The 23,613-nt window shown below is 70.6% G+C and carries 18 protein-coding genes; 7 read left to right on the forward strand and 11 right to left on the reverse strand.

Features of this window, described 5'->3' with window-relative positions:
* Positions 1-58 precede the first annotated feature (58 nt).
* Both E1295_RS05030 and E1295_RS05035 read left to right on the forward strand, forming a co-directional pair.
* Positions 59-2,431 carry a sigma-70 family RNA polymerase sigma factor gene (locus E1295_RS05030; protein WP_166427084.1) on the forward strand — a complete coding sequence of 791 codons (2,373 nt, stop codon included), beginning with the start codon at positions 59-61 and terminating at the stop codon, positions 2,429-2,431.
* Positions 2,432-2,617: 186 nt separating this feature from the next.
* Entirely contained in the window at positions 2,618-4,246 is a 1,629-nt protein-coding gene (locus E1295_RS05035; protein ID WP_132628523.1) for an NYN domain-containing protein, read from the forward strand.
* Between the two features lie 60 nt (positions 4,247-4,306).
* On the opposite strand, the gene E1295_RS05040 is transcribed toward E1295_RS05035, so the two are convergent.
* Both E1295_RS05040 and E1295_RS05045 read right to left on the reverse strand, forming a co-directional pair.
* The gene (locus tag E1295_RS05040; RefSeq protein ID WP_132628475.1) at positions 4,307-4,936 is read right to left on the reverse strand and encodes a response regulator; all 630 of its coding nucleotides are present in this window, start codon (positions 4,934-4,936) and stop codon (positions 4,307-4,309) included.
* A 3-nt stretch (positions 4,937-4,939) separates the two neighbouring features.
* Positions 4,940-9,115: a HAMP domain-containing protein gene (locus E1295_RS05045; RefSeq protein ID WP_181957955.1), complete on the reverse strand. Its 4,176-nt coding sequence runs from the start codon at positions 9,113-9,115 to the stop codon at positions 4,940-4,942.
* A 462-nt stretch (positions 9,116-9,577) separates the two neighbouring features.
* On the opposite strand from E1295_RS05045, the gene E1295_RS05050 reads away from it, so the two are divergent.
* Entirely contained in the window at positions 9,578-10,780 is a 1,203-nt protein-coding gene (locus tag E1295_RS05050) for a PP2C family protein-serine/threonine phosphatase (RefSeq protein WP_246079851.1), read from the forward strand.
* Positions 10,781-10,908: 128 nt separating this feature from the next.
* Here the strand turns inward: E1295_RS05050 and E1295_RS05055 are convergent, their stop codons facing one another.
* The 3 genes from E1295_RS05055 to rho all read right to left on the reverse strand — a co-directional run bounded on the left by E1295_RS05055 (position 10,909) and on the right by rho (position 15,011).
* A complete protein-coding gene (locus tag E1295_RS05055; RefSeq protein ID WP_132628526.1) occupies positions 10,909-12,675 on the reverse strand; it encodes a S9 family peptidase in 1,767 nt (588 codons plus the stop codon).
* A 144-nt stretch (positions 12,676-12,819) separates the two neighbouring features.
* Positions 12,820-13,851: a putative RNA methyltransferase gene (locus tag E1295_RS05060; protein ID WP_181957956.1), complete on the reverse strand. Its 1,032-nt coding sequence runs from the start codon at positions 13,849-13,851 to the stop codon at positions 12,820-12,822.
* 23 nt (positions 13,852-13,874) lie between these two features.
* A complete protein-coding gene (rho, locus tag E1295_RS05065; protein WP_132628476.1) occupies positions 13,875-15,011 on the reverse strand; it encodes a transcription termination factor Rho in 1,137 nt (378 codons plus the stop codon).
* A gap of 361 nt (positions 15,012-15,372) precedes the next feature.
* On the opposite strand from rho, the gene E1295_RS48490 reads away from it, so the two are divergent.
* Together E1295_RS48490 and E1295_RS05070 are read left to right on the forward strand one after the other, a co-directional pair.
* Positions 15,373-15,513: a hypothetical protein gene (locus tag E1295_RS48490; RefSeq protein WP_165959647.1), complete on the forward strand. Its 141-nt coding sequence runs from the start codon at positions 15,373-15,375 to the stop codon at positions 15,511-15,513.
* A 21-nt stretch (positions 15,514-15,534) separates the two neighbouring features.
* Positions 15,535-16,308 (forward strand): MBL fold metallo-hydrolase, encoded by a 774-nt coding sequence (locus E1295_RS05070; protein WP_246079852.1) that lies wholly within the window; start codon positions 15,535-15,537, stop codon positions 16,306-16,308.
* On the opposite strand, the gene E1295_RS05075 is transcribed toward E1295_RS05070, so the two are convergent.
* A complete protein-coding gene (locus tag E1295_RS05075) occupies positions 16,295-18,196 on the reverse strand; it encodes a sensor histidine kinase (protein WP_132628477.1) in 1,902 nt (633 codons plus the stop codon). The two genes, E1295_RS05070 and E1295_RS05075, sit on opposite strands and share 14 nt — an antisense overlap.
* A 62-nt stretch (positions 18,197-18,258) precedes the next feature.
* Here E1295_RS05075 and E1295_RS05080 point away from each other — a divergent pair, with 62 nt between their 5' ends.
* Positions 18,259-18,684 carry a hypothetical protein gene (locus E1295_RS05080; protein WP_166427085.1) on the forward strand — a complete coding sequence of 142 codons (426 nt, stop codon included), beginning with the start codon at positions 18,259-18,261 and terminating at the stop codon, positions 18,682-18,684.
* 17 nt (positions 18,685-18,701) lie between these two features.
* Here E1295_RS05080 and E1295_RS05085 read toward each other — a convergent pair whose 3' ends face one another.
* A complete protein-coding gene (locus tag E1295_RS05085) occupies positions 18,702-19,058 on the reverse strand; it encodes a hypothetical protein (protein WP_132628478.1) in 357 nt (118 codons plus the stop codon).
* Between the two features lie 75 nt (positions 19,059-19,133).
* Between E1295_RS05085 and E1295_RS05090 the strand changes: the two genes are divergently transcribed.
* The gene (locus E1295_RS05090; protein WP_132628479.1) at positions 19,134-19,661 is read left to right on the forward strand and encodes a DUF6886 family protein; all 528 of its coding nucleotides are present in this window, start codon (positions 19,134-19,136) and stop codon (positions 19,659-19,661) included.
* Here E1295_RS05090 and E1295_RS05095 read toward each other — a convergent pair.
* The 4 genes from E1295_RS05095 to lysS all read right to left on the reverse strand — a co-directional run bounded on the left by E1295_RS05095 (position 19,636) and on the right by lysS (position 23,585).
* Positions 19,636-20,598 (reverse strand): ketopantoate reductase family protein, encoded by a 963-nt coding sequence (locus E1295_RS05095; RefSeq protein ID WP_132628480.1) that lies wholly within the window; start codon positions 20,596-20,598, stop codon positions 19,636-19,638. The two genes, E1295_RS05090 and E1295_RS05095, sit on opposite strands and share 26 nt — an antisense overlap.
* A gap of 41 nt (positions 20,599-20,639) precedes the next feature.
* Positions 20,640-21,368, reverse strand: coding sequence for a glycosyltransferase family 2 protein (locus E1295_RS05100; RefSeq protein WP_132628481.1), 729 nt, complete (start codon positions 21,366-21,368; stop codon positions 20,640-20,642).
* A 61-nt stretch (positions 21,369-21,429) separates the two neighbouring features.
* Positions 21,430-21,987, reverse strand: coding sequence for an AAA family ATPase (locus E1295_RS05105; RefSeq protein WP_132628482.1), 558 nt, complete (start codon positions 21,985-21,987; stop codon positions 21,430-21,432).
* Entirely contained in the window at positions 21,984-23,585 is a 1,602-nt protein-coding gene (gene lysS, locus E1295_RS05110) for a lysine--tRNA ligase (RefSeq protein ID WP_132628483.1), read from the reverse strand. The genes E1295_RS05105 and lysS overlap by 4 nt, the downstream gene beginning before the upstream one ends.
* Positions 23,586-23,613: the final 28 nt, after the last annotated feature.

Here is a 23,613-nt window from a genome sequence, read left to right on the forward strand (position 1 = left end):
GCGACAGGTAATGCGGAATGTATGCGCGGGGCAACCCTTCGTAATCGTGAGGCCTATCATGGGTGTCGAATTGCCGCAGAGCGATGCAAGCTTGCTACAGGCCGCCCGACAGGGCGATGCCGCCGCCTACGGGCGGCTCTACGAGCGGCACGTGGCCGCGGCCCGCGCCATGGCCCGGCAGCTCGTCCGGCGTTCCGAGGCCGAGGACGTCGTCACCGAGGCGTTCACCAAGATCCTCGATCTCGTGGGAAGGGGCGGCGGGCCCGAGTCCGGCTTCCGCACCTACCTGCTGACCGTGGTGCGGCGCACGGTGCACGACCGTTCCAAGCTGGCGGGCAGCCAGGCACGCGAGGTCGAGGAGTACGACCCGGCCGTGCCGTTCGTCGATCCCGCGCTCGCCGGGCTGGAACGGTCGCTGATCGCCAGGGCCTACCTGTCGCTGCCCGAGCGCTGGCGGGCGGTGCTCTGGCACACGCAGGTGGAGAAGTGCAAGCCGGCCGCGGTGGCGCCGCTGCTCGGCCTGTCGGCCAACGGCGTGGCCGCGCTGGCGTACCGGGCCAGGGAAGGGCTGCGGCGGGCGTACCTGCAGATGCATCTCGGCGCCGCGCCGCCGCACGACTGCCGGCCCGTGCTGGGCAAGATGGGCGCGTACGTCAGGGGCGGGCTGGCCAGGCGCGAGGCGCGGGCCGTGGAGCGGCACGTGGACGCCTGCGAGGAGTGTCACGGGGTGATCCTTGAGCTCACCGACGTCAACCGCGGGCTGCGGGTGCTGGTGGGACCGCTGATCGCGGGGCCCATGTTCGGCCGGTACGCGGCGGCGCTGGCCAGGCCGGAGCCGGGCGACGGAGCGAAGCGGCTGCCGCCGGTCCTGCGGCGGCTCTGGCGGACGCCCCGCCGCCAGCCCGTCGTGCTGGTCGCGGGCGTCGCCGTCACGGTCGCCGCGGCGGCGTCGTTGTGGCAGGGCGCCGACGGGGGGCCCGACGGCACACCGGCGACCGCGACGGTGGCCGCCCGGCCGTCGGAGCCCGTACGAGCGGTGCGGGTGCCGCCCCAGGCCGACCCCGAGCGGGTGCCGCCCCAGGAGAAACCCGGCGAGGCGCCGCCCCGGGGCGGGGAGCCCGAACGGGTGCCGCCGCCCCGCGTGCAGCAAACGCCCGAGGGCACCGCGCGGTTGCGGGCCACCGTCGACGTGCTCGGCGCACTCGTACGATCCCACCCCGGCATCGTCGGCCTGCGGCTGCGCAACCACGGGGAACGGCCGAGCGAGGATCTGACGGCGCACGTGACCCTGCCGCCCGGCGTGACGCTCATGCCACCCGCCCGCCGCGGCAGCCCGGCCGTCGTGGGCCCCGCGGACGGCTGGGAGTGCCGTCCTTCGCTGGGCGGCGCCCGCTGCACCAGGGAGCCTCTGGCGGCGGGCCGGGCGACGGCCGTCTTCCTGCGGGTGGCGGTGGCCCAGCGGGCCCCGCGCGGCACGGGCCCCGCCGCACGGATCGACGCGGGCCCGCTGCGAGTGAGGGCGCGGGGCGGCGAGGGCGTACGCGCGACGGGCGCTCCGGCCAGGTTCGCCGCCGACGGCAAGGTGACGGTCAAGGCGGTGGGCAACGCGCTGCTGAGCTGCGACGAGGAGAGCCCCGGCTGCGCGCAGGCCCGGCACCGCGACGGCGACCGGCGCGACAACGACCTCTGGCCGATGGTGGCGGTCGACCAGGACGACGCCCTCACCACCCTCGCCTCCAGCGGGGCCAGAGTCTCGCTGCCGAAGGGCGGCAGGATCGTGTGGGCCGGGCTCTACTGGTCGGCCGGCGGGTCGAGCACCGGGCCCATCAAGTTCAGGCCGCCGGGGCGGCGCAAATATGCGAGCATCCGGCCCAGCCACGTGGCCGTGCGGGAGCTGCCCCAGGGCCCGGTCTACCACGCCTTCGCCGACGTCACAGGGCTGGCGGCGAGCGCGCGCAGGACCGGCGTGTGGTGGGCGGCCGACGCCCCGCTGGAACAAGGCGCCTCACGCCACGCGGGGTGGAGCCTGGTGCTGGTGGTGGCCGATCCGGCGCAGCCGTACAGCCAGGCGGTGGTGCTCGACGCGGCCACCGTGGTCGGCGGGTCCGCCCGCCGGGTACGCCTCCCGCTGGGCGGGCTGCGTCCCGCCGGCACCCCCGCCAGGGCCGCGCTCGTGGCGTGGGAGGGCGACGCCGACCTGAAGGGCGACAAGGTCTCGCTCGGCACCGGCGCGCTGCGCCCGTCGGGCGGTGACCGCGATGCCGCGAACGTCTTCGACGGGTCGTCGGCCGGTGTGGCGGAGATGACGTTCGGTGTCGATGTCGACACGGTCAGCGCCGAACTCGGAGCCGATCCCGGGTTGACGATCGCCACGGGTAAGGACGCCGTTCTTTTCGGAGTCGCGGCCATAAGCGTACGAGCACGTTCGTGACCATAATCGGGACAAAATGGTACGGTCGGCCTGAGTGGTCCGGCGCGATGGCGGGTGAGGGGCGAATCGTCGGGATTAACCCTCGCACGATCACCTGCTTTCATTACCCTGAGAAAGGGCCGCCGAGTCCGGTCTCTGACGGTGCAGAGCCAGCAAGGTCGGACCACCAGGAAAGGGGCGGTGTCAGTGGATCGCTGTGCGCTGTTCGTGGACGCCGGCTATCTGCTGGCTGATGGCGCGATGGCCGTGCACGGCACGCGTCATCGCGAAGCGGTCTCTTGGGACTACCCGGGGCTGCTCCAGCTGATGACCGGCCTGTCGCGCGAGCGCACCGGCCTGCCGCTGCTGCGGTGCTACTGGTACGAAGCGACCGTCGAAGGACGGCGCACTCCGGAGCACGACGCGCTGGCCGACATACCGGGGCTCAAGCTCAGGTTGTCACGCATCCGGCCGGGCCGGCGCGAGGGCGTCGACGCCCAGGTGCATCGCGACCTCATGACCCTCGCCCGCAACAACGCCATCTGCGACGCGGTGGTCCTGAGCGGTGACGAGGACCTCGCGCAGGTCGTGTGCGACGCGCAGGACCTCGGCATCAGGGTGAGCGTCATCCACATCGCGGTGGAGGGCAGCTGGGCCGTGTCGCGCTCGCTGCGGCAGGAGTGCGACGACCTGGTCGAGCTGGGCGCCGTCCACCTGCGGCCGTACGTCAACCTGGTCAGCGGCGCCGCCGAGACGGCCAACGGGCACCACCAGCCGCTCAGCAACGGGCAGGCCACCCACTCGCTGCCGCCCGGCCAGAGTTCCACGCCGGCGCTGCCGTCACTCCCGCAGTCGTCGCCGTCGGGCAGTCACGCCTCCGGCAGCCACGCGGCGGGTGACCACGCGTCGGGCAGCCACGCCACCGGGAGCCACGCGGGCGGTCACGCCGCGAGCAGCCCTTCAGGCAGCCATTCGGTCGGTCCCTCGGGCAGCCATTCGGGCAGCCATTCGGGCAGCCATTCGGGCAACCACTCAGGCAGCCATTCGGTCGGCCCCTCGGGCAGCCATTCGGGCAGCCCGGGCAGCCATTCGGGCAACCACTCGGGCGGTCACTCGGGCAGCCACTCCACCGGCAGCCATGCCGGAAGTCACGCCGCCGGGAATTCCGCCGCGCCGAGCCAGCCGTCGTCCAACGGGCCGTCGCCGTCGGGGCAGGGCCAGCCGTCCACCCCCGCGCTGCCGACGTACACGAACCACCAGCCCGAGCCGCAACCCCCGCCCCAGCAGCCGGCCGCGCAGCCGCAGCAGCCCAGCACCAACCAGTTCCCCTCGCAGACGACCGGCAGCAACACCGGCCAGTTCCCCGCAACCAGCACCGGCCAGTACTCCTCGCCCACCAGCGGCGGCAACAGCAGCCAGTACGCGCCGCCGACGACCGGCAGCAACACGGGCCAGTACGCGCAGCCCACCACCGGCGGCAACACCGGCCAGTACGCCTCCCCGGCAGGCGGCTACCAGCAGGCCCAGCACGGTCCCTACACCGGGCCGCAGCCCGCGCCGGTCACCCCGTCGGCCTCGACCGCGGGCGCCACCACGCTGTCCGACGCGGTCAAGGCCGCGCACCGTGAAGGGCACGACTTCGGTGAGTCGGTCGCGCGGGACGCGCCCGCGCTCTGGCTGGAGGCGGTGCTGGCCCGCAAGCCGCGCATGCCCTCCGACCTGGAGGCGCGGCTGCTGCAGGGGTCGTCGCTGCCGATCGACTTCCTGCTGCACGACGAGGTGCGCCACGCCCTGCGCCGCGGCTTCTGGGACGCTCTGGAACGCGCCCGCCAGTGACCCCGGAAAGGGGTCAGGACAGCGCGTCGATCCGCGCCCGCCAGTGACCCCGGAAAGGGGTCAGGACAGCGCGTCGAAGCCCGCGCGCAGGCTGTTGACCCGGTCGGCCAGGTCGGCCAGCGGGGCGGCCAGCGCCGGGTCCTGTGACTTGCGGGCCAGCTCGCGCACCCGGGCCAGTTCGTCCTCCACGGCCGTGAGCCGGCGCGACAGCTCGGGCAGCACCGCCGCGTGGTCGCCGGTGCCGGGCGGCAGCTCGCCGGTCAGGCGTTCCCTGAGGAGGGACGCCTGCTCGGCCAGGCGCTTGTTCATGTTGTACAGCTCGGTGAACACCGACACCTTGGCCCGGAGCACCCACGGGTCGAACGGTTTGGTGAGGTAGTCGACCGCGCCCGCCGCGTAGCCGCGGAAGGCGTAGTCGGGGGCGCTGTCGACGACGGTCAGGAAGATGATCGGGATGTTCCTGGTGCGTTCGCGCCGTTTGATGTGCGCGGCCGTCTCGAAACCGTCCATGCCGGGCATGCGTACGTCGAGCAGGATGAGCGCGAACTCGGTGTTGAGCAGCGCCTTGAGCGCCTCCTCGCCCGACCGGGCACGCACCGGCACCAGGTCGAGGGAGCTGAGGATGGCCTCGAGGGCTATCAGGTTCTCCTCGCGGTCATCGACGAGGAGGATCTTCGCACGGTCGGTCATCGATCACGACCCTTCGGCCGGTGAGTCGGACGTGGAGCCGCGTCCTCGGCTGAGCCAGCCGCGCAGGCGTTCGAGCAGGCGGTCGACGTCGACGGGCTTGGGCACATAGTCGGAGGCGCCCGAGGCGATGCTCTTCTCCCTGTCGCCCCGCATGACCTTGGCCGTGAGCGCGATGATCGGCAGGTCGGCGAACTGGGGCATGCGCCGGATCGCCGACGTCGTCGCCCAGCCGTCCATCTCCGGCATCATGATGTCCATCAGCACGAGCGCGACGTCCTCGTTCCGTTCGAGCTGCTCGATCCCCTCCCGGCCGTTTTCAGCGTAGACGACCGTGGAACCATGTCGCTCCAGCACGCTCGTCAGCGCGAAGACGTTGCGGATGTCGTCGTCGACGATGAGGATCTTGGCGCCGGCGAGCGGATCGTCGCCCTGCCACTGCGCGGGCGTCTCGGCCGGCGTCTCGACCAGCTCGGGCATCGGCAGGTCGAGCGGCATCGGCGGCTCGGGCGCCGGCGACGCGGGCTCCGAGGCCGGCTTGGTCATGAGCTGCCGGCGCGCGGCGCCGCCGTCGGTCGCGGCCAGCGGGCCGGTGTAGGAGGCCGGCAGGTAGAGGGTGAACGTGCTGCCCTTGCCCAGCTCGCTGTCGACGTGGATCTCTCCGCCGAGCAGCCGCGCGATGTCGCGGCAGATGGCGAGGCCGAGGCCCGTGCCGCCGTATTTGCGGCTCGTGGTGCCGTCGGCCTGACGGAACGCCTCGAAGATGACGTCCCGCTTGTCGGGAGCTATGCCGATGCCGGTGTCGACCACCTGGAAGGCCAGCAGGTCGTCGGCGTCGTGCAGGGTGTCGTCGTCGAACTGCACCCCGGCGGGCGGGGTGGAGATGCGCAGCTTCACCTCGCCCCGCGGCGTGAACTTCACCGCGTTGGAGAGCAGGTTGCGCAGCACCTGCTGCAGGCGCTGCTCGTCGGCGCGCAGCTCCTGCGGGACGTCGGGCTCGACCTCGACGCTGAACGACAGCCCCTTGTCCTGCGCGAGCGGCGCGAACGCCGCCTCCAGCAGGTCGACCATCTTCGGCAGCGACACCTGGATGGGGTGGATGTCCATCCGGCCCGCCTCGACCTTCGACAGGTCGAGCATGTCGTTGATGAGCTGGAGCAGCGCCGAACCCGCGCTGTGGATCGTACGGGCGAACTCGACCTGCTGCGAGGTCAGGTTGCCCTCGGCGTTCTCGGTCAGCAGCTTGGCCAGCACCAGCAGGCTGTTGAGCGGCGTGCGCAGCTCGTGCGACATGTTGGCGAGGAACTCGGACTTGTAGCGCGAGGAGACCGCGAGCTGCTCGGCGCGCTCCTCCAGGGTGCGGCGGGCCTGCTCGATCTGGAAGTTCTGGATCTCGATCGCGCGGTTCTGCTTGGCCAGCAGCGCCGCCTTGTCCTCCAGCTCGGCATTGGACCTGCGCAGCTCCTCCTGCTGGCGCTGCAGCTCGTCGGAGCGCTCCTGCAGCTCCCTGGTGAGCCGCTGCGACTCGGTCAGCAGGTCTTCGGTGCGGGAGTTGGCGATGATCGTGTTCATCGTGACGCCGATGGTCTCGACGAGCTGCGTCAGGAAGTCGAGGTGCACCTCGCCGAACGGCGTGAACGAGGCCAGCTCCAGCGCCCCGAGCACGCGGTTCTCGAACAGGATCGGCAGCACCACGATCTGCGCGGGCGTGGACCTGCTGAGCCCGCTGTCGATGGTGATGAACTCGGGCGGCACGTCGTCGAGGATGATGTGCTCACCTTCGGCCGCGGCCTGGCCGACGATGCCCTCGCCGATCGCGAAGCGCTGGCGCGGCCCCCGGTCGGGGCGCACGCCGTAGCCGCCGATCAGCATCAGCTCGTGGTCGCCCTCGGGATCGATGCTGTAGAAGGCGCCGTAGCGGGCCGACACCAGCGGGGTCAGCTCGCTCATCGTGAGCTTGGCGACCTCGAGGAGGTCGCGGTGGCCCTGCATGAGCCTGGAGATGCGGGCCAGGTTGGACTTGAGCCAGTCCTGTTCCTGGTTGGCCTGGGTGGTCTCGCGGAGGTTGGCCACCATCGAGTTGATGTAGTCCTTCAGCTCCGCCAGCTCGCCCTGCGCCTCGACGGCGATCGAGCGGGTGAGGTCGCCGCGCGCGACGGCGCTGGTCACGGTGGCGATGGCGCGCACCTGCGTGGTGAGGTTGCCGGCCAGCTCGTTGACGCTCTCGGTGAGCCGCTTCCACGTGCCCTCGACGCCCTCGACCCGGGCCTGGCCGCCGAGCTGTCCTTCCGAGCCCACCTCGCGGGCGACGCGCGTGACCTCGGAGGCGAACGACGACAGCTGGTCGACCATGCGGTTGATGGTGGTCTTCAGCGCGAGGATCTCGCCCTGGGCGTCGACGTCGATCTTGCGGGTGAGGTCGCCGTTGGCGACGGCCGTGGTCACCTCGGCGATGTTGCGCACCTGCGAGGTCAGGTTGTTGGCCATGAAGTTGACGTTGTCGGTGAGGTCCTTCCAGACGCCCGACACACCCTGCACCCGGGCCTGGCCGCCGAGCTGGCCCTCGGTGCCGACCTCGCGGGCGACGCGGGTGACCTCGTCGGCGAAGGACGACAGCTGGTCGACCATGGTGTTCAGGGTGTCCTTGAGCTGCAGGATCTCACCCTGGGCGTCGACCGTGATCTTCCTGGACAGGTTGCCCTGGGCCACCGCGGACGACACCGCCGCGATCTGGCGCACCTGCGAGGTCAGGTTGTTGGCCATCGAGTTGACGTTGTCGGTGAGGTCCTTCCAGACCCCGGACACGCCGCGCACCTGGGCCTGGCCGCCGAGCTGGCCCTCGGTGCCGACCTCGCGGGCGACGCGGGTCACCTCGGAGGCGAACAACGACAGCTGCTCGACCATCGTGTTCATGGTCGACTTGAGCTCCAGGATCTCGCCCTGGGCGTCGACGTCGATCTTGCGGGTGAGGTCGCCGTTGGCCACGGCCGTGGTCACCTGGGCGATGTTGCGCACCTGGTAGGTGAGGTTGTTGGCCATCGAGTTGACGTTGTCGGTGAGGTCCTTCCAGACGCCCGACACGCCCTTCACCTCGGCGCGGCCGCCCAGCTTGCCCTCGGTGCCGACCTCGCGGGCGACGCGGGTGACCTCGTCGGCGAAGGACGACAGCTGGTCGACCATGGTGTTCAGGGTGTCCTTGAGCTGCAGGATCTCACCCTGGGCATCGACGGTGATCTTCTTCGACAGGTTGCCCTGGGCCACCGCCGTCGCCACGGTCGCGATGCTGCGCACCTGGGAGGTGAGGTTGTTGGCCATGAAGTTGACGTTGTCGGTGAGGTCTTCCCAGACCCCTGAAACGCCGGGCACCTGCGCCTGGCCGCCGAGCTGGCCCTCCGTGCCCACCTCGCGGGCGACGCGCGTCACCTCTTCGGCGAAGCCGGACAGCTGGTCGACCATCGTGTTGACGGTGTTCTTCAGCTCGAACATCTCGCCCACGGCGTCGACCGTCACCTTGCGGCTCAGGTCGCCCTTGGCCACGGCGGTGGTCACGACCGCGATGTCGCGCACCTGCGCGGCCACGCGGGACGACATCGTGTTGACGGCCTCGGTGAGGTCGCGCCAGCTGCCCGACATGCCGCGCAGGTTGGCCGAGCCGCCCAGCCGGCCCTCCGTGCCCGCTTCGCGGGCGACCCTCGTCACTTCGGTGTTGAACAGCGCAAGCTGGTCGACCATGCCGTTGATGGCCTTGCCCAGCCGCCGCACCTCGCCGCGCGCCGTGCGGTCGAGGTCGATGCGTCGTGACAGATCGCCCTTGGCCACCGCGTCGATGACGTCGGCCGCGCCGCTCACCGGGCTGACCAGGGCGTCGATGAGGATGTTGACCGACTCGACGCTCTCCGCCCACGCGCCGACGCCGGGACCGGGGGTCAGCCGCTCTCCGAAGCGCCCTTCCTTGACGACTTCCTTGCGTACGCGGGTCAGCTCGTTGGACAGGTGCTCGCGCCGGTCGGCCACTTCGTTGAGCAGCAGCCGCACCTCGCTGAGTATGCCGGGAGGCGCGTGAGGGACCCGCCGCCGGAAGTCGCCGTCCCGCCAGGAGAAGAGTGTCTCCAGGATGGGCACGAGATCCGACTCGGTGTATGTCCTCTCCTCCGGGCTTAGCGTGGCTTTGGCCGTGGTCATGGGGCCTCCTTCACTCGCGGCGTGCTCCGGCGAGTGATTCAAGTCTGTCACGATGAGTAGCTCGTAGTCCTGTCCTTGGATTTACCCCAAGTCAACGGGAAGTGTGGTAGGCACGTTGGGATGACTGCTTCTCCCCATGCGGTGCTGGCTGCGACATTCGCGCCGGGCGGTGCCGCTGTGACCGCTGCGATGAGGTTCACGCGCGAGGTGATGACCGCGTGGGCCACCAGTGGCGTGCTCCACACCGCGGAGCAGGTCGCGGGAGACTTGGCCGAGCAAGTCGCCGACGAGCCCTTTGAGGTGATTTGGAAGCATTTTGGGGATGCAGTACAGGTCGAGTTGCGGCAGCAAAACCTCTCCCAGGGTGATCCAAAGGCTCCTTCCGCGAATGTCGAAGAGTGGGGAGTCACCTTCGCGGGTGACTCCCGTGTCCATTGGGCTAGGATCACGGTACCTGGCTCGGTGGACGAAGTGGCAGCCGAATGGCTGGAGGAAAGTTCCCGAGGCCCCCACTGGCTGGGATTTCTCGCCGACGCGAGCGACCTGCTGGCCGGCACGCTCGATCCCGACATGGTCCCCGCGATCGTCGCCCAGGTCGTGGTGCCGAGGTTGTCGAGCTGGTGCGCCGTCTACACCTCCGACAACGCCGCGGGCCCGCTGCGCCTCGTCTACCTCTGGCACGCCGACGAGGCCAGGATCGACGGCCTGCGCGAGCAGCTCGACGACCTGGACGTCGACGGAGCCGACACCAGGGTCACCTCGGCGTTCCAGCTGAACGACTCGCACGTCCTCTCGGTGCCGCTCACCGCGCGCGGCCGCAGCATCGGCATGATGTGCCTGGGCCGGCCCGACCGTTTCCCCGACGAGGTCATCCAGTTCGCCGAGGACATCGGCAGGCGTGCCGCGCTCGCCATGGACAACGCCAGGCTCTACGCCCAGCAGGCCGCCGCCAACCGCGCGCTCCAGCGCAGCCTGCTGCCGCCCAACGAGCCCGAGGTCCCCGGCCTCGACTACGGCGTCATCTACGAGCCCGCCGGCGAGGCCAACGAGGTCGGCGGCGACTTCTACGACCTGTTCAAGGCGGGCGACGGTTCGTGGCGCTTCGCGATCGGCGACGTCTGCGGCACCGGCCCCGAGGCCGCCGCCGTGACCGGCCTGGCCCGTCACACGCTGCGGCTGCTCGCCAGGGAGGGGTACGGCGTCGCGGCCGTGCTCGGCCGGCTCAACCAGGCGATCCTGGAGGAGGGCGAGCGGGCCAGGTTCCTCACGTTGCTGCACGGCGAGATCACGCCGGTGGAGACCGGGCTGGAGCTGCGCCTGGTGTCCGCGGGCCATCCGGAGGCGCTGCGGCTCAAGCCGAGCGGCAAGGTGGAGGCGGTGACCACCCCGCAGTCGTTGCTGGGGGTCTTCCACGAGGTGATGTTCGAGGCCGACACGGTCCGCCTCGACCACGGTGACGTGCTGCTCGCGGTGACCGACGGGGTGACCGAGCGGCGCTCCGGCGGGCGGCTGCTCGACGACGACGGCGGCCTGGCCAAGCTGCTGGCCGAGTGCGCGGGGTTGTCGGCGAGGGCGGTGGCCGAGCGCATCCGCAGAGGAGCGGCCGATTTCGCCTCCGAGCCGAGCGCCGACGACCTGGCGATCGTGGTGCTGCGCGCCCGCTAGCACGGCGACGTGACGAAGGTGGAGCTCACAAGTACGCCCTCCCGACTCGGCGGTGGCGTGATGGTGACAGCGGAGCAGCCCGACGATCAAGCGAGCCCGTCGATCAACTTCTTACGACATGTCAAGGGTCAGTGGAGCTTGACGTGCTTGCGGGCGAAGTCGAGCTGGTAGGCGATCTGGGTGATGCGCTCCGAGACCGCCAGCGACCCCGCGGCGGCGTCGTAGGTGTAGACCTCGTGGTCGCGCCCGTGCTCGGCCAGCTTGGCGACGTACTTCTCGATCTGGCGCATCGGGCAGCGGGCGTCGTTCTCGCCCGCGAGGATCAGCAGCGGGCTCTGCACCTGCTCGACGTAGGTGATCGGGGAGCTGGCGGCGTAGCGTTCCGGCTGCTCGTCGGGTGAGCCGCCGAACAACGCCCGGTGGTAGGCCCGCAGGCTCTCCGCCTCGTCCTCGTACGACGTCTGGTGGCAGGCGAGCGGCACCGCGGCGATGCCGGCCGTCCACAGGTCGGGCTGGGTGCCGAGGCCGAGCAGCGTGAGGTAGCCGCCCCAGCCCGAGCCCGCGAGCACCACCCGGCCGGGGTCGGAGATGCCGCGCTCGACCACGCACCGGTGCACGGCGGCCACGTCGGCCAGTTCGGTGTGCCCGACGTCGTTGCGCAGCGCGTCGCGCCAGGCCGATCCGTAGCCGGTCGAGCCGCGGTAGTTGACCCGCACCACCGCGAACCCGGCGTCCACCCAGGCTGCGACCTCGGGGGAGAAGGCGTCGCGGTCGTGCGACTCCGGCCCGCCGTGCAGCAGGAAGATCGTGGGGTAGGGGGCGGCGCCCGTCTCCGGCCTGGAGATCAGCGCGTGGATGCGGCCGCCCTCACCCTCGACGTCGAGGTCCTCCACGGGCACGCTCGGCGGGGCGGCCGGGCCGATCGAGTTGACCACGACCTGCTCGTTGCTGGACCGGATGACCGGCGGGTGGGACGCGCTCGACCAGGAGTATTCGACGTGGCCGCCGGGGCGCGGGGCGGCGGCGTCGATCACGCCGTGCGGCGTCTCGATGGGTTTGAGCACGCCGCCCGCGAGGTCGTAGCGGTGCAGGTGGCTACGGGCGCGGTCGTCGCGCAGGATGAGCAGGCCGCGGCCGTCGTGGTACCACTCGGCGGCGAGGTCGCCGGGGTCCTTCAGCCAGATCTCGCGCTGCTCGCCGGTCACCGCGTCCCAGACCAGGGGTTCGTTGCGGCTGCGGCGTTCGTGCAGGGCCAGCAGCCGGCGGTCGCCCATGACGGGGGCGAAGCCGAGGCCGACGACGCCTTTGCCGGGGCCGTCGTAGAGCTCGCCGACGGTGTCGCCGTTGGGGCGGACCACGCGGAGCGCCGGGTGCCGGAAGCCGGAGTATTCGCCGTGGTTGATGGCGATCAGGGAGCCGTCGAGCGACAGGTCGGCCACCCAGTTGGCCTCGGCGTGTTCGTACAGGAGCGTGGCCGGGTCGCCGGCGCGTACGAGATGGATGCGGAACGCGCCGCCGCCGGCCAGGCTGATCGCCGCGAGTCCGGTCGCGGACAGGGCGATGCCGCCGGGCTGGCCCGGCGGCACGTCGGGGGCGACCGGTTCGTCGGGGCCGCCGTTGAACGGCTGGCGCCACCACGTGCCGAATTCGTCGCCCTCGGTGTCGGCGAACCAGTAGATCCACTGACCTGTCGGGTCGATGGCGGCGTACACGGCGCCCCTGGGACGGTCGGTGACCTGGCGGGTGGCGCCCGAGACGCGGTCCCATGCGTAGACCTGCCACGTTCCTGTGGCGTTGGAACGGTAGATGGAGCGGTTGGGTGCCTGACGAGCCCAGAACGGCAGCGTCATGCGCGAGGCCCGGAACCTGGCCTGCCAGCGTTCCTCCGCCTTCATCCGGCGCGCTCCCTCCATCTGAAGTCCCTCGCCTCGGGGCGATGGATGTCGTCCAGTATTGCGCCTGTGCCGGGGAAATACTTAGGAAATGTGGGGGAATTTCGGACTAAATGCCCCATCAGTAACATCGGTAACGTCGGCCCGTCAAGGAACAGGACTTGATCGGGGTGCGGGCTCGAAGATAGACAGGTGAAACGCCGCGCGGGTCACTACTTTATGACGTCCTTTCGCGACGTTTAGAGAGAGAAATGCGGCAATTCGCTCATCGAGCGTAGCCGGGTCGGTGTGCCACGCGCTGGGGCCCATCCCGACCACCTGGGTGATGTCACCGTGCGCCAGCTCCATCTCGAACTCGACCGGGCGCCGCTCACGTTCGGTGAACCCCTCCATGCTCCTGGCCACCCTGCGCTCCTTCTCGTCGTCCACGGAGACCAGGCCCAGCTCCTCGACCAGCGGGCTCAGATGCGCCTTCGCGGGAGTGACGACCACCGCGACGCCGCCGGGCCGCAGAATCCTGCCGAACTCCGGCCCGTTCCTGGGCGCGAACACGTCGATCACCACATCGGCCACCCCGTCCCGGATCGGAAGGGGGCGCCACACGTCGGCCACGAACGCTCCCGCCCTCGGGTGTGCCCGCGCCGCCCGGCGCACAGCGTGCTTCGACACATCGAACGCCATCCCGGTGCCGTCGTTCACCGCGTCGAGCGTGGCCGCCAGGTAGTGCCCGGTGCCCGCTCCTGCGTCGACGATCACCGGCGCGGCCCTGCCCTCCGCGCGACGACCGTCGACGTTGCCCGGCCCGCACCCGCGACCCCCCGGCCACGGGCCGTCACCGGCCTCCGTGTGCGCCCCACGGTACGCCTTCAGCCCGCCGCCGTCACCGGTTTCCGTGGAGGACTCATGTTTTGCCCGCCGCGCCAGGTGCTCGTGCACGGTCTCCGCGACCGCGGCGGCGAGAGGAGCATAGTGCCCGGCGTCCAGAAAGGCGGCCCGCGCGGCCACCATCGCGGCGGTGTCGGCGGTGCCCGGCGGTCTCCCGCCGACCAGCAGGCTCACGTATCCCTGCCTGGCCACGTCGAACGTGTGTCCCTGCGCGCACCGCACCGTCGCCGCGTCGACCCGCAGCGCCGTACGGCACACGGGACAGATCAGAAGGTCGACGATGTCAGCCAGCATGCGCCCATTCTGGTGCACGTACGTCATGCACTCGCTTCGAGGAGGAACGCGGCGTTGGAGGGGGTGGAGCGCAGCTTGCCGACGAGCATCTCGAGCCCCTGCTGCTTCTCCTGCGACGTGAGCATCCGGCGCAGCCGCCAGATGACCTGCCGCTCCTCCGGGTGCAGCAGGATCTCCTCGCGCCTGGTGCCCGACGCGTCGAGGTCGACGGCGGGGTACAGCCGCCGCTCGGCGAGCTCGCGGGTCAGGTGCAGCTCCATGTTGCCGGTGCCCTTGAACTCCTCGTACAGGCTGTTGTCCATCCGCGAGCCGGTGTCGACCAGCGCGGTGGCGAGGATGGTGAGCGAGCCGCCGCCCTCGACGGCGCGGGCGGCGCCGAAGAACCGTTTGGGCGGGTAGAGGGCGGTGGCGTCGATGCCGCCGGTGAGCACGCGCCCCCCGCCGGGCGCCAGATTGTTGTACGCGCGCCCGAGCCGCGTCAGCGAGTCGAGCAGCAGCACCACGTCCCGCCCCTGCTCGACGAGCCGCTTGGCCCGTTCGACGGCCAGCTCGGCCAGGGCGGCGTGGTCGCGGTCGGGGTGGTCGAAGGTGGAGGAGAAGACCTCGCCGTCGATGGTGGCGCGCATCTCGGTGACCTCCTCCGGCCGCTCGCCCACCAGGAGGACCATGAGGTGCACCTCGGGGTGGTTGCGGGAGATCCCGGCCGCCAGCGCCTGCATGACCATGGTCTTGCCGGCCTTGGGCGGCGCCACGATGAGGCCGCGCTGTCCTTTGCCGATGGGGGCGAACAGGTCGATGACGCGCGTGCTGAGCGACTCGGTCTCGATGCCGAGCCGTTGCGTCGGGTGGACGGGGGTGAGGTCGGCGAAGCGGGGGCGGTCCCGCCATCGCCTGGAACCGTTGACGGACTCCACGTCGGCCAGCTTGTTGCCGGCGAAGGTGGCGGTGACGTGGTCGCCGGGGCGCAGATCGTACTGGCGGATCTTGTCGGGGGTGAGGCGGACGTCGCCGGGTCCCGGCAGGTGGCCCGCCCGAATGAATGCGGATTTTTCGCGTACGTCCAGAAGGCCGGTCACATGACGGACCGACGCGGAGGCACGCTGCTGTGGAACTGTGTGCACAGACATGGTGAACCCCTCAGGGGAATGTGCCGAACCCATGGCGGGCCGGCGAGAGAAAGGAAGATGAGCCGGGCCCTCGTGAAGCGGGGCGGGGCTGCAAGGTGAAGATCAGCGGAACCTGAGCTCAACGCTTGGTGGGAACATACCACACCATCTGACCCATGAAACGCCTAGCCCCCTTGGACTATTCCAGGGCCGTTCCCGTGTCTTGACCGGCGAACGCGGGGTAGACGCGTGACAATGTTCTTCTCCACACCGCGGGGTGAGGAAAATTACCGCGCTCGGTGTACCGAAGAGCACAACCCCCATCAGCGCGGCGGCGTCAAATCTAGTGGCATGCAGGATGCCTGCAACTCGATGAGGGTTCCATAAGGACCAAGAGAACTCCTGGGGGAGCATCATGAAGACCGTCAACTGCCCGCGGTGCCACAACGAGCTCGACGAGGGCCCGATCATGTACCGCTGCGCCCAGTGCCGTCGCGCCGTCTACGCCGCCGACGTCGAGAACGAATACGTCCCGCGCGAGCCGGTCGCCGCCTGAACGACGGCGTAGCCTTGTCGGGTGCCGCACCGACCGATCACCGTGTCCGGCGTCGAGGTGACCCCACTCTGCGACGCCGTGGGCCCCATGGGCCCCGCCATCCGACGCCCGCTCGCCGAGTTGTTCGCCGGCTGCGGCCTGCCCGACGAGCCGTGGGTCCTGCATTTCCACTGCTATCTGCTGCGTGACGCGGCCGGCCGCCTGACGCTGGTCGACACCGGCATCGGCGGCGACGACTCGCCGGCGGCCGTCTGGGCGCCGGTTCCCGGCAGGCTGGCCGGCGAGCTGGCCGCCGTGGGGGTGACGCCGGCCGAGATCGGCACCGTCGTCCTCACCCACCTGCATGGCGACCACGCCTCGGGCGCGGTCGCGGGCGGCCGGCCCGCGTTCGACAACGCCCGCTACGTGCTCCAGCAGGCCGAGCTCGACGCCGCCGCCGGCCCGATGCTCGACGACGTCGTCTCCACGATCAAGGACCAGTTGCACGTCGTCGAGGGCGACGCGGACGTCGCGCCGGGCGTGCGCGTGCACCTCGCACCCGGCCACACCCCCGGACACCAGATCGTGCGGGCCGGCGACGTGGCCATGACCGGCGACCTCGTCCTCCACCCCGTGCAGCTCGACGATCCGGGCCTGCCCTACCTCTACGACGACGACCAGGAGGCCGCCGCGCGCACGCGGGCGCAGACGCTCGCCGCGCTCCGAGGCCAGGGGGCGATCCTGGCCACCGCGCACTTCGGCGAGCCGTTCCTGCGCCTCACACCGACCGGCGCGACCCCCGTCAGCGGCCGCTGAGCACCGGCTGGTCGGCCAGCAGCGACGAGGGCAGGGCGACCATCGCGGTCAGCCCGCCGTACGGCGAAGGCGTCAGGGTGACCTTGATGCCGTGCCTGGAGGCCAGCCTGCCGACCACGAACAGGCCGAGCCGGTCGCTCTGCGCCAGGTCGAACTCCGGCACCTTCGACAGCCGGTCGTTGAGCTCGTCGAGCTCGACGCGGGGCAGGCCGAGGCCGCGGTCCTCAATCTCGATCATGAGGCCGTGCGCGGTGCTGGAGCTGCGCACGTCCACCTTGGTCTGCGGCGGCGAGAACAGCGTGGCGTTCTCCACCAGCTCGGCCACCAGGTGGGCCACGTCCGTGACCACCGAGCCCAGCAGCGAGACCGGCGGCGGCTGGAGCACCTCGACCCGCTCGTACTCCTCGACCTCCGCCACGGCCGCGCGCAGCACGTCGTGCACCGCCACCGGGTTGCGCCAGCCGCGCCCCGGAGCCTGGTCGGACAGGATGATGAGGCTCTCCGCGTGCCGGCGCATGCGGGTGGTGAGGTGGTCGAGCTTGAACAGGTCCGCCAGCGTCTCAGGCTCCTCGGTGGCCCGCTCCATGCTGTCGAGTTGCAGCAGCTGCCGGTGCAGCAGCGACTGGTTGCGCCTGGCCAGGTTCACGAAGACCTGGCTGACGCCGTGCCGCAGCTTGGCCTGGCCCAGGGCGGCCTCGACGGCCGTGGACTGCACCTCGTTGAACGCCTTGACGATGTCGTTCACCTCGGAGGTGTTGGTCGTGACGTGGAGCGGCGCCACCTCCTCGCGCGTGGGCGGGTCCACGTTCGCGCGCAGCCGCTTGATCAGCGCGGCCAGCCGCACCTCGGCCAGTTCAGTGGCCGCGTCGCGGAGCCCGGCCAGCTCGCTCACCAGGCGCCTGCGGAAGCGCAGCGAGAGCCCGATGGAGGCGACGACGGCGATCAGGCCCACGCCGCCCGCCACGCCCAGCTTGACCAGCATGCCGATGGCCGTCGGCGTGACCCGCTGGGTGATGCCCTGGACGGCCGCGCTCTGGTCGCGTTCGACGGCCAGCCACAGGTTCTGGGCGTCCACGGGCCAGGTGGCCGCCGTGGGCGGGAGGGTGATGGTGGTCCGCTGGCTGCGGATGGCGTCCTCGGTGCGCATGAACTCCAGGTAGACCGGCGAGGAGGCCAGCCGCTCGTACGGGCCGCGCAGCTCGTCGTCCAGGTGGTTGAGCGCCTGGGCGTACAGCAGCCGCCGGGTGGCGACCATGGCCGTGAACGCCCCCCGCTCCCTGGGCTCGACCTTGCCCTTGGCGAGCACCACCGCGATCACGGCCTGCTCCCTGGAGAGCATGTCCTTGGCCTCGCCGAGCATCGTGATCGCCTTGGCCTGCTTGTAGAGGGTCATGTCGGGTACCAGCACCATGGCGTCGTACATGCGGAAGGACGCGTCCACGATCTGGCTGTAGCCCTCGACGACGTCGAGCGGCGCGACGGTGCCGCCGTCCACCGCGCGCCGGAGGTCGGGCAACTGGCCGAGCCTGGCGTTCAGGGCCTTGAGCTGCGTGGTCATGCCGGGGGTCAGATCCTGCTGGGCCTTGGTCAGCCGCTGGAACGTGGCCAGGGACCGGTCCGTGAGCTTGCGCTGCTCGGCCACCTGGCCCGCGCCCTGGCCGGTGGCCAGGAACTCCGTCGAGACGAGCCGCTCCTTCTGCAGGTGGATGTTGACCTGCTCGGACGGGATGGCCAGGTTGCCGGCCAGCTCGTTGATGGCCAGCAGCCGGACGCCGTCGCCGCCGGTCAGGCCGGCGGCGAACGCCCACAGGCCCACGAGGGACAGCAGCGGGACGAGGAGGAGGATGAGGATTTTCAGCGCGATGGGGCGGCCACGCGTGGGGGGCATGCGACCTCCGGGTGCATGATGAGATCGCCTCGCAGAGTACACCCCCCTTTGGAAGGATTTCTGTGCGTCTCCCGCGTTCTTTTTCCGGTTGGACCATCGCGGTCTTCGGGTTTCTCGCCTTCGCCCTCGGCCTGCTCGGTCTGATCTCTCCCAGCACCCTGCTGGTCATGCTGGGTTTCGAGGTGCTCGACACCAGGCCGCCGGGAGACTACACCCTGGTCTACATGGCCGCTTCGTCGATGGCGGCCGTCAACATGGGCGTCTATTACGTTTTCGCGGCCTCGGCGAACTACACCCCGTTCTTCCGCTGGACGGTGCCGTTCAGGCTCGTGACGTTCGCGGTGTTCACCACGCTGGTGCTGACGGGCGCGGCGCCGGGCAAGTTCTTCGGCGTCGGGCTCTGGGAGGGGCTCGGCGCGCTGATCACGGGGTACGCGCTCTGGCGTGAGGGCAACCTGCTGCCCTCACGCCAGAGCGTGGACGCCTGACCGGCGTCACCTAGGCGTCACGGGCGCGTGGTCTCGGGACCGCGCGACACGAGCCGGTCACCGGAGGTGCCGTCGCGTTCGAGCTTGCGTTCCAGATCGCGTTTCTCGTCCTCCAGCCGGGCCACCCGGCTGGAGGCCTCGGCCTTGGCGCTGCGCAGCCTGCGGCGCTGCCTGGCGGTCCTGCGCGAACCCGAGCCGATCAGCCAGAATCCCGCGAGCAGGACGGCCGCGACTGCCGCACCGGCGAGGAACATCTCCAGGTGATTCGGCTCGAAGGTGTATCCGAACAGGAGGTACCTGGCGCTCTCCTCGGTGAGGACCAGGGCGACGGCGGCGCCGGCGAGCAGGACCAGAAGCACACCTAAAAAGATCATCCAAACTCACCCCTTGTCGTCAGAGCGGGTTTCCCCTGCCCCGGCGGCGGCGGGGTATGCGCCATGATGACGTTCATGAGACCTGGACCGGGCGAGGTGCTGCACTTCTCCGAGGACCCGACGATCGAGCGGTTCATGCCCCATGTCGCGCCGACGTCGGTGCGGAGCGAGCCCTACGTGTGGGCGGTCGGCCATGACCGGTGCCCCGACTACTGGTTCCCCCGGGCCTGCCCGCGGGCGATGGCGTGGGCCGGCCCGCGCACCACTCAGGAGGATCTCGCCCGGATCGTCGGCGCGGGCTGCGGTGATCGGGTGCACGCCGTCGAGTACGCCTGGCTGCAGGCCATGATGGACGTACGGCTCTACGCCTACCGGCTGGCGGCCGACGACTTCAAGCCCATCGGCGACCCGCCGCACGCCATGGTGGCGACGGTTCCCGTGACGCCGCTGGGCCCGCCCGAGCGGGTCGGCGACGTGTTCGAGCTGCACGAGGAGGCCGGCATCCAGCTCAGGGTGCTGGCCGACCTGTGGCCGTTCTGGAACGAGGTGACGGCGAGTTCGCTGGAGTTCAGCGGGATCAGGTTGCGCAACGCTCGTCGATGAGGGCCCGCAGCGTCTCCAGCCGCATCGAGCCGGGCGGCAGCTTCTCGCGGGCGGCCCGGTCGGCCTCGCGCCGCAGCACCTCGTTGACGGGGGTGGGCACGCCGTGCAGCCGGCCGAGCAGGACGATCTCGCCGTTGAGGTAGTCGGCCTCGATCGAGCCGCTGCCCCTGGCCAGGCTCTGCCACGACGACCCGCCGCCGCGCTCGGAGCCCTCGACCGGGCGGATCTCCACGCGCCGGCCGCGCACCTGCGCCTCCTCCTCGCTCGTCGCGTACGCGACGCCGGCCGTGTCGAGCACGGCCATGGCCTCGACCCTGGCCCGCGTGACCACGTCGCTCATGCCGTCGACGCGGCCGAGCAGCGCCTCGACGGCGTTGCCCAGGTTGCCGATCAGTTTGCCGTGTTTCCAGCGCATCACGTCGGAGGTGGCCCGCCCGACGAGTCCGTGCTTGCCGAGGTCGGTGGCGATCTGCTCGGCGAGTTCGTCCACACCCTGTGGATAACGCCCGACGTGGAGCACGCCGGAGTACGGGTGGCCGTTCGCGGTCACCACGCCGGGCCGCAGGTGCTCGGCGGGCAGCCACACGCACATGCCGTAGACGTTCTCGAACCGCCGCAGGGCCATGCGCTCGTTGGCCACGCCGTTCTGGGCGCAGACGACGGGCAGAGCGGTCGGCCACGGGCTCAGCGCGGCGACGGTGTCCTGCGACTTGGTGGCCAGGATCAGCACGTCGCCGTCGTGGGTGGGCACGGGGCCGTCGGCGGCGGGGATGTCGAGGGTCTCGGCGGAGTCGGGGGTGATCAGGCGCAGTCCGTCACGGCGGAGCGCCTCGTAGTGCGAGCCTCTCGCGATGAACAGAACGTCGTGGCCGCCTTGGAACAGCCGGGCCCCGATGGTTCCCCCGACCGCCCCCGCTCCGATCACTATGTAGCGCATTGTCGAAGAATGTCACTTGTCGTGTGGCGAGTGCCACCGGCTCACTTCGCCAGCGCCACCTGCGTCCGGGCCGTGACGGACCGGCCGCGACCACGCTCCCGCAGGATCGTCCTGAGCACGCGCCAGCCGTCGCGCAGCGCGCGCAGGTTGCTCTCGCCGTGGATGCGGGAGCGCTCGTGGCTGGGGACCTCGCGGATGACGAGGCCGGCCTGCGCGGCCCTGACGTTCATCAGGGTCTCGATCTCGAAGCCGTCGCAGTCGAGGTCGAGGGCGTCGAGGTGGCGGGTCCAGAAGGCGATGTAGCCGTAGCAGAGGTCGGTGTAGCGGGTGCCGTAGAGCAGGTTCGTCAGCCCGGTGAGGACCCTGTTGCCGAGCGAGCGGATCGGGCTGAGGTCGTCGGAGCCGCCACCGGGGGCGTACCTGGAGCCCTTGGCGAAGTCGGCGCCGTTGACCAGCGTGGCGACGAACGAGCGGATCTCCCGGCCGTTGGTGGACCCGTCAGCGTCGATCATGACGATGATGTCGCCCTGAGCGGCCTGGAAGCCCTCGATGAGGGCGTTGCCCTTGCCGCGCCGCGTCTGCGTGACGACCCGGAGGCCGGGGCGCAACTCGCGCGCCACGGCGACGGTGTCGTCGGTCGAGTTGCCGTCGACGAGGATCACCTCGTCGATCCAGTCGGGCAGCGTGGCGAACACGTGGGGGAGGTTCTCCGCCTCGTTCATCGCGGGAACGATGACACTGACGCTGGCGGCGAAAGGCTGCTTGTCCATGGCAGAGAAATTCCCCCCTTTCGCATGCAGCTCACTTGACGATTCCTTGCATGGGCGCGAATTAAGAGGAATTGTCCTTTATTTTAGCCTCGCCCATCCGATGAAGAATCTCGTCCACGGTTTCTTCCGGGGTCTGTCGCGAGGTGTCGAGCCACAGGCCGAGGCGCGGCGTCTCGTCGCGCAGCGCGGCGTCGAGCTGGGCGATCGTCCATCCGCCGCCGTAGCCGTTCTTGCCGCGCGCCCGCTCGCGGCGCTCCACGGCGGCCGGGTCGGGAACGAGGACGACCACATGGAGTGGACGAGAACGGACCATTCTCGTAAACCGCTCCAAATCCCTGCCGAGAATGACGTCCTGAACAATTGGGGTGAATCCGGCTTCGTAATACAGATCCGTCGTTTGTGCCGCGATCCGGTAACGCAGATCGAGTTGGCGCAGCGCCTCGTCCGTCGCCCCAGGAGTCATCTCGGCCCGGCCGCCGACCACCATGCGCCGGAACACGTCACCGCGTACGTGGGCCGAGCGAGGCAGCCGCTCGGCCAGGCCCTGCGCCACGGTGGACTTGCCGGCCGCCGAGATGCCGGTGATCAGGACGACCCCGCGGACCCGCCGCTCACTCATGCGCCGATGAGCTTGCGCACCCGGTCGGCGCCCACGGCCATCAGCAGCGTGGGCAGCCTCGGGCCCGTCTCGCGGCCGACCAGCAGCTTGTAGAGCAGGGCGAAGAAGGCCCGCTGCGCCGCCTTCAGCTCCTGCGTCGCCTTGGCGTCGGCCGGCAGCCCGGCCTGGACCTTCGGCACGCCGTAGACCAGCGTGGTGAGGCCCTCGATCGTCCAGTCGTCGAGGCCGTCGGCCAGCAGCCGCAGCGACTCGCGGGCGCCGGGGTCGAGCGAGTCGAGCAGGTCGTAATCGGGGGTGCCGCGCACGCGGGTGCGCTGGTCTGCGGGCATGTGGTCGTCGACCCAGGTCTGCGCCTTGTCCAGGCGCGGGCGGGCGTCGTCGAGCGAGGCGACCGCGTCGAGGTCGCGCAGGATGCGCAGCGTCTGCCCGGCGTGCCCCGTCGTGATGTCGAGGACGGAGGCCAGCGTGCGGTAGGGGACCGGGTGTGCCGTGGCGGGCAGCGGGCCGGCGGCGGTGCCGACCGCGCGCTTGTACGCCGCCAGCTCGGCCGGCTGGGCCTGACCGGTGGCGACCTTGCGGCCCAGGGCGTCCCACTCGTCGTAGAGGCGCTGGATCTCCTGGTCGAAGGCGATCTTGAAGGACTGCTGGGGCTTGCGGCGGGCGTACAGCCAGCGCAGCACCGGCGCCTCCATGATCTCCAGGGCGTCGGCAGGGGTCGGCACGTCGCCCTTGGAGCTGCTCATCTTGGCCATGCCGGTGATGCCGACGAAGGCGTACATGGGCCCGATCGGCTGCCGGCCGCCGAACACCTCGCCCACGATCTGGCCGCCGACGATCCAGGCCGAGCCGGGAGAGTGGTGATCGACCCCGGACGGCTCGAAGACCACGCCCTCGTGCGCCCAGCGCATGGGCCAGTCGACCTTCCACACCAGCTTGCCGTGGTCGTGCTCGGCCAGCCGGACCGTCTCGCCGAAGCCGCACTCGCAGGTGTAGGCCAGCTCGGTGGTCTCGTCATCGTAGGCGGTGACCGTCGTCAGGTCGCGCCCGCACAGGTGGCAGTAGGGCTTGTACGGGAAATAGTCCTCGACCTGCTTCGACCGGTAGCGCGACAGCACGTCGTCGATCGCCGCCCGCTCGCGCATCGCCCGCAGGATCTGCTCACGGTAGGCGCCCGAGGTGTACTGCTCCGTCTGGCTGATGCCGCGGCACTCGACCCCGAGCTCCTTGAGCGCTTCGTCGAGCGGGGCCTTGAAGTGCTCGGCCCAGTTGGCGTGCACGCTGCCGGGAGGGGCGGGCACGGCGGTCAGCGGCTTGCCGATGTGCTCGGACCAGGACGGGTCGATGCCCGCGGGGACCCGGCGGAAGCGGTCGTAGTCGTCCCACGACAGCACGTGCACGCAGTCGAGGCCGCGCCGCCGGATCTCGTCGGCGACCAGGTGGGGGGTCATGACCTCACGCAGGTTGCCCAGGTGGATCGGGCCTGACGGGCTCAGCCCCGATGCGCAGACGATCGGTTTTCCCGGAGCGCGTCTCTCCGCCTCGGAGATCACCTCGTCCGCGAACCTGGAGACCCAGTCGGTCTCGGCACTTTCCACCATCGCGCCATTGTCGCGGGTCGGCGAGGTT

Source organism: Nonomuraea mesophila, assembly GCF_004352805.1.
Lineage (GTDB): Bacteria > Actinomycetota > Actinomycetes > Streptosporangiales > Streptosporangiaceae > Nonomuraea > Nonomuraea longispora.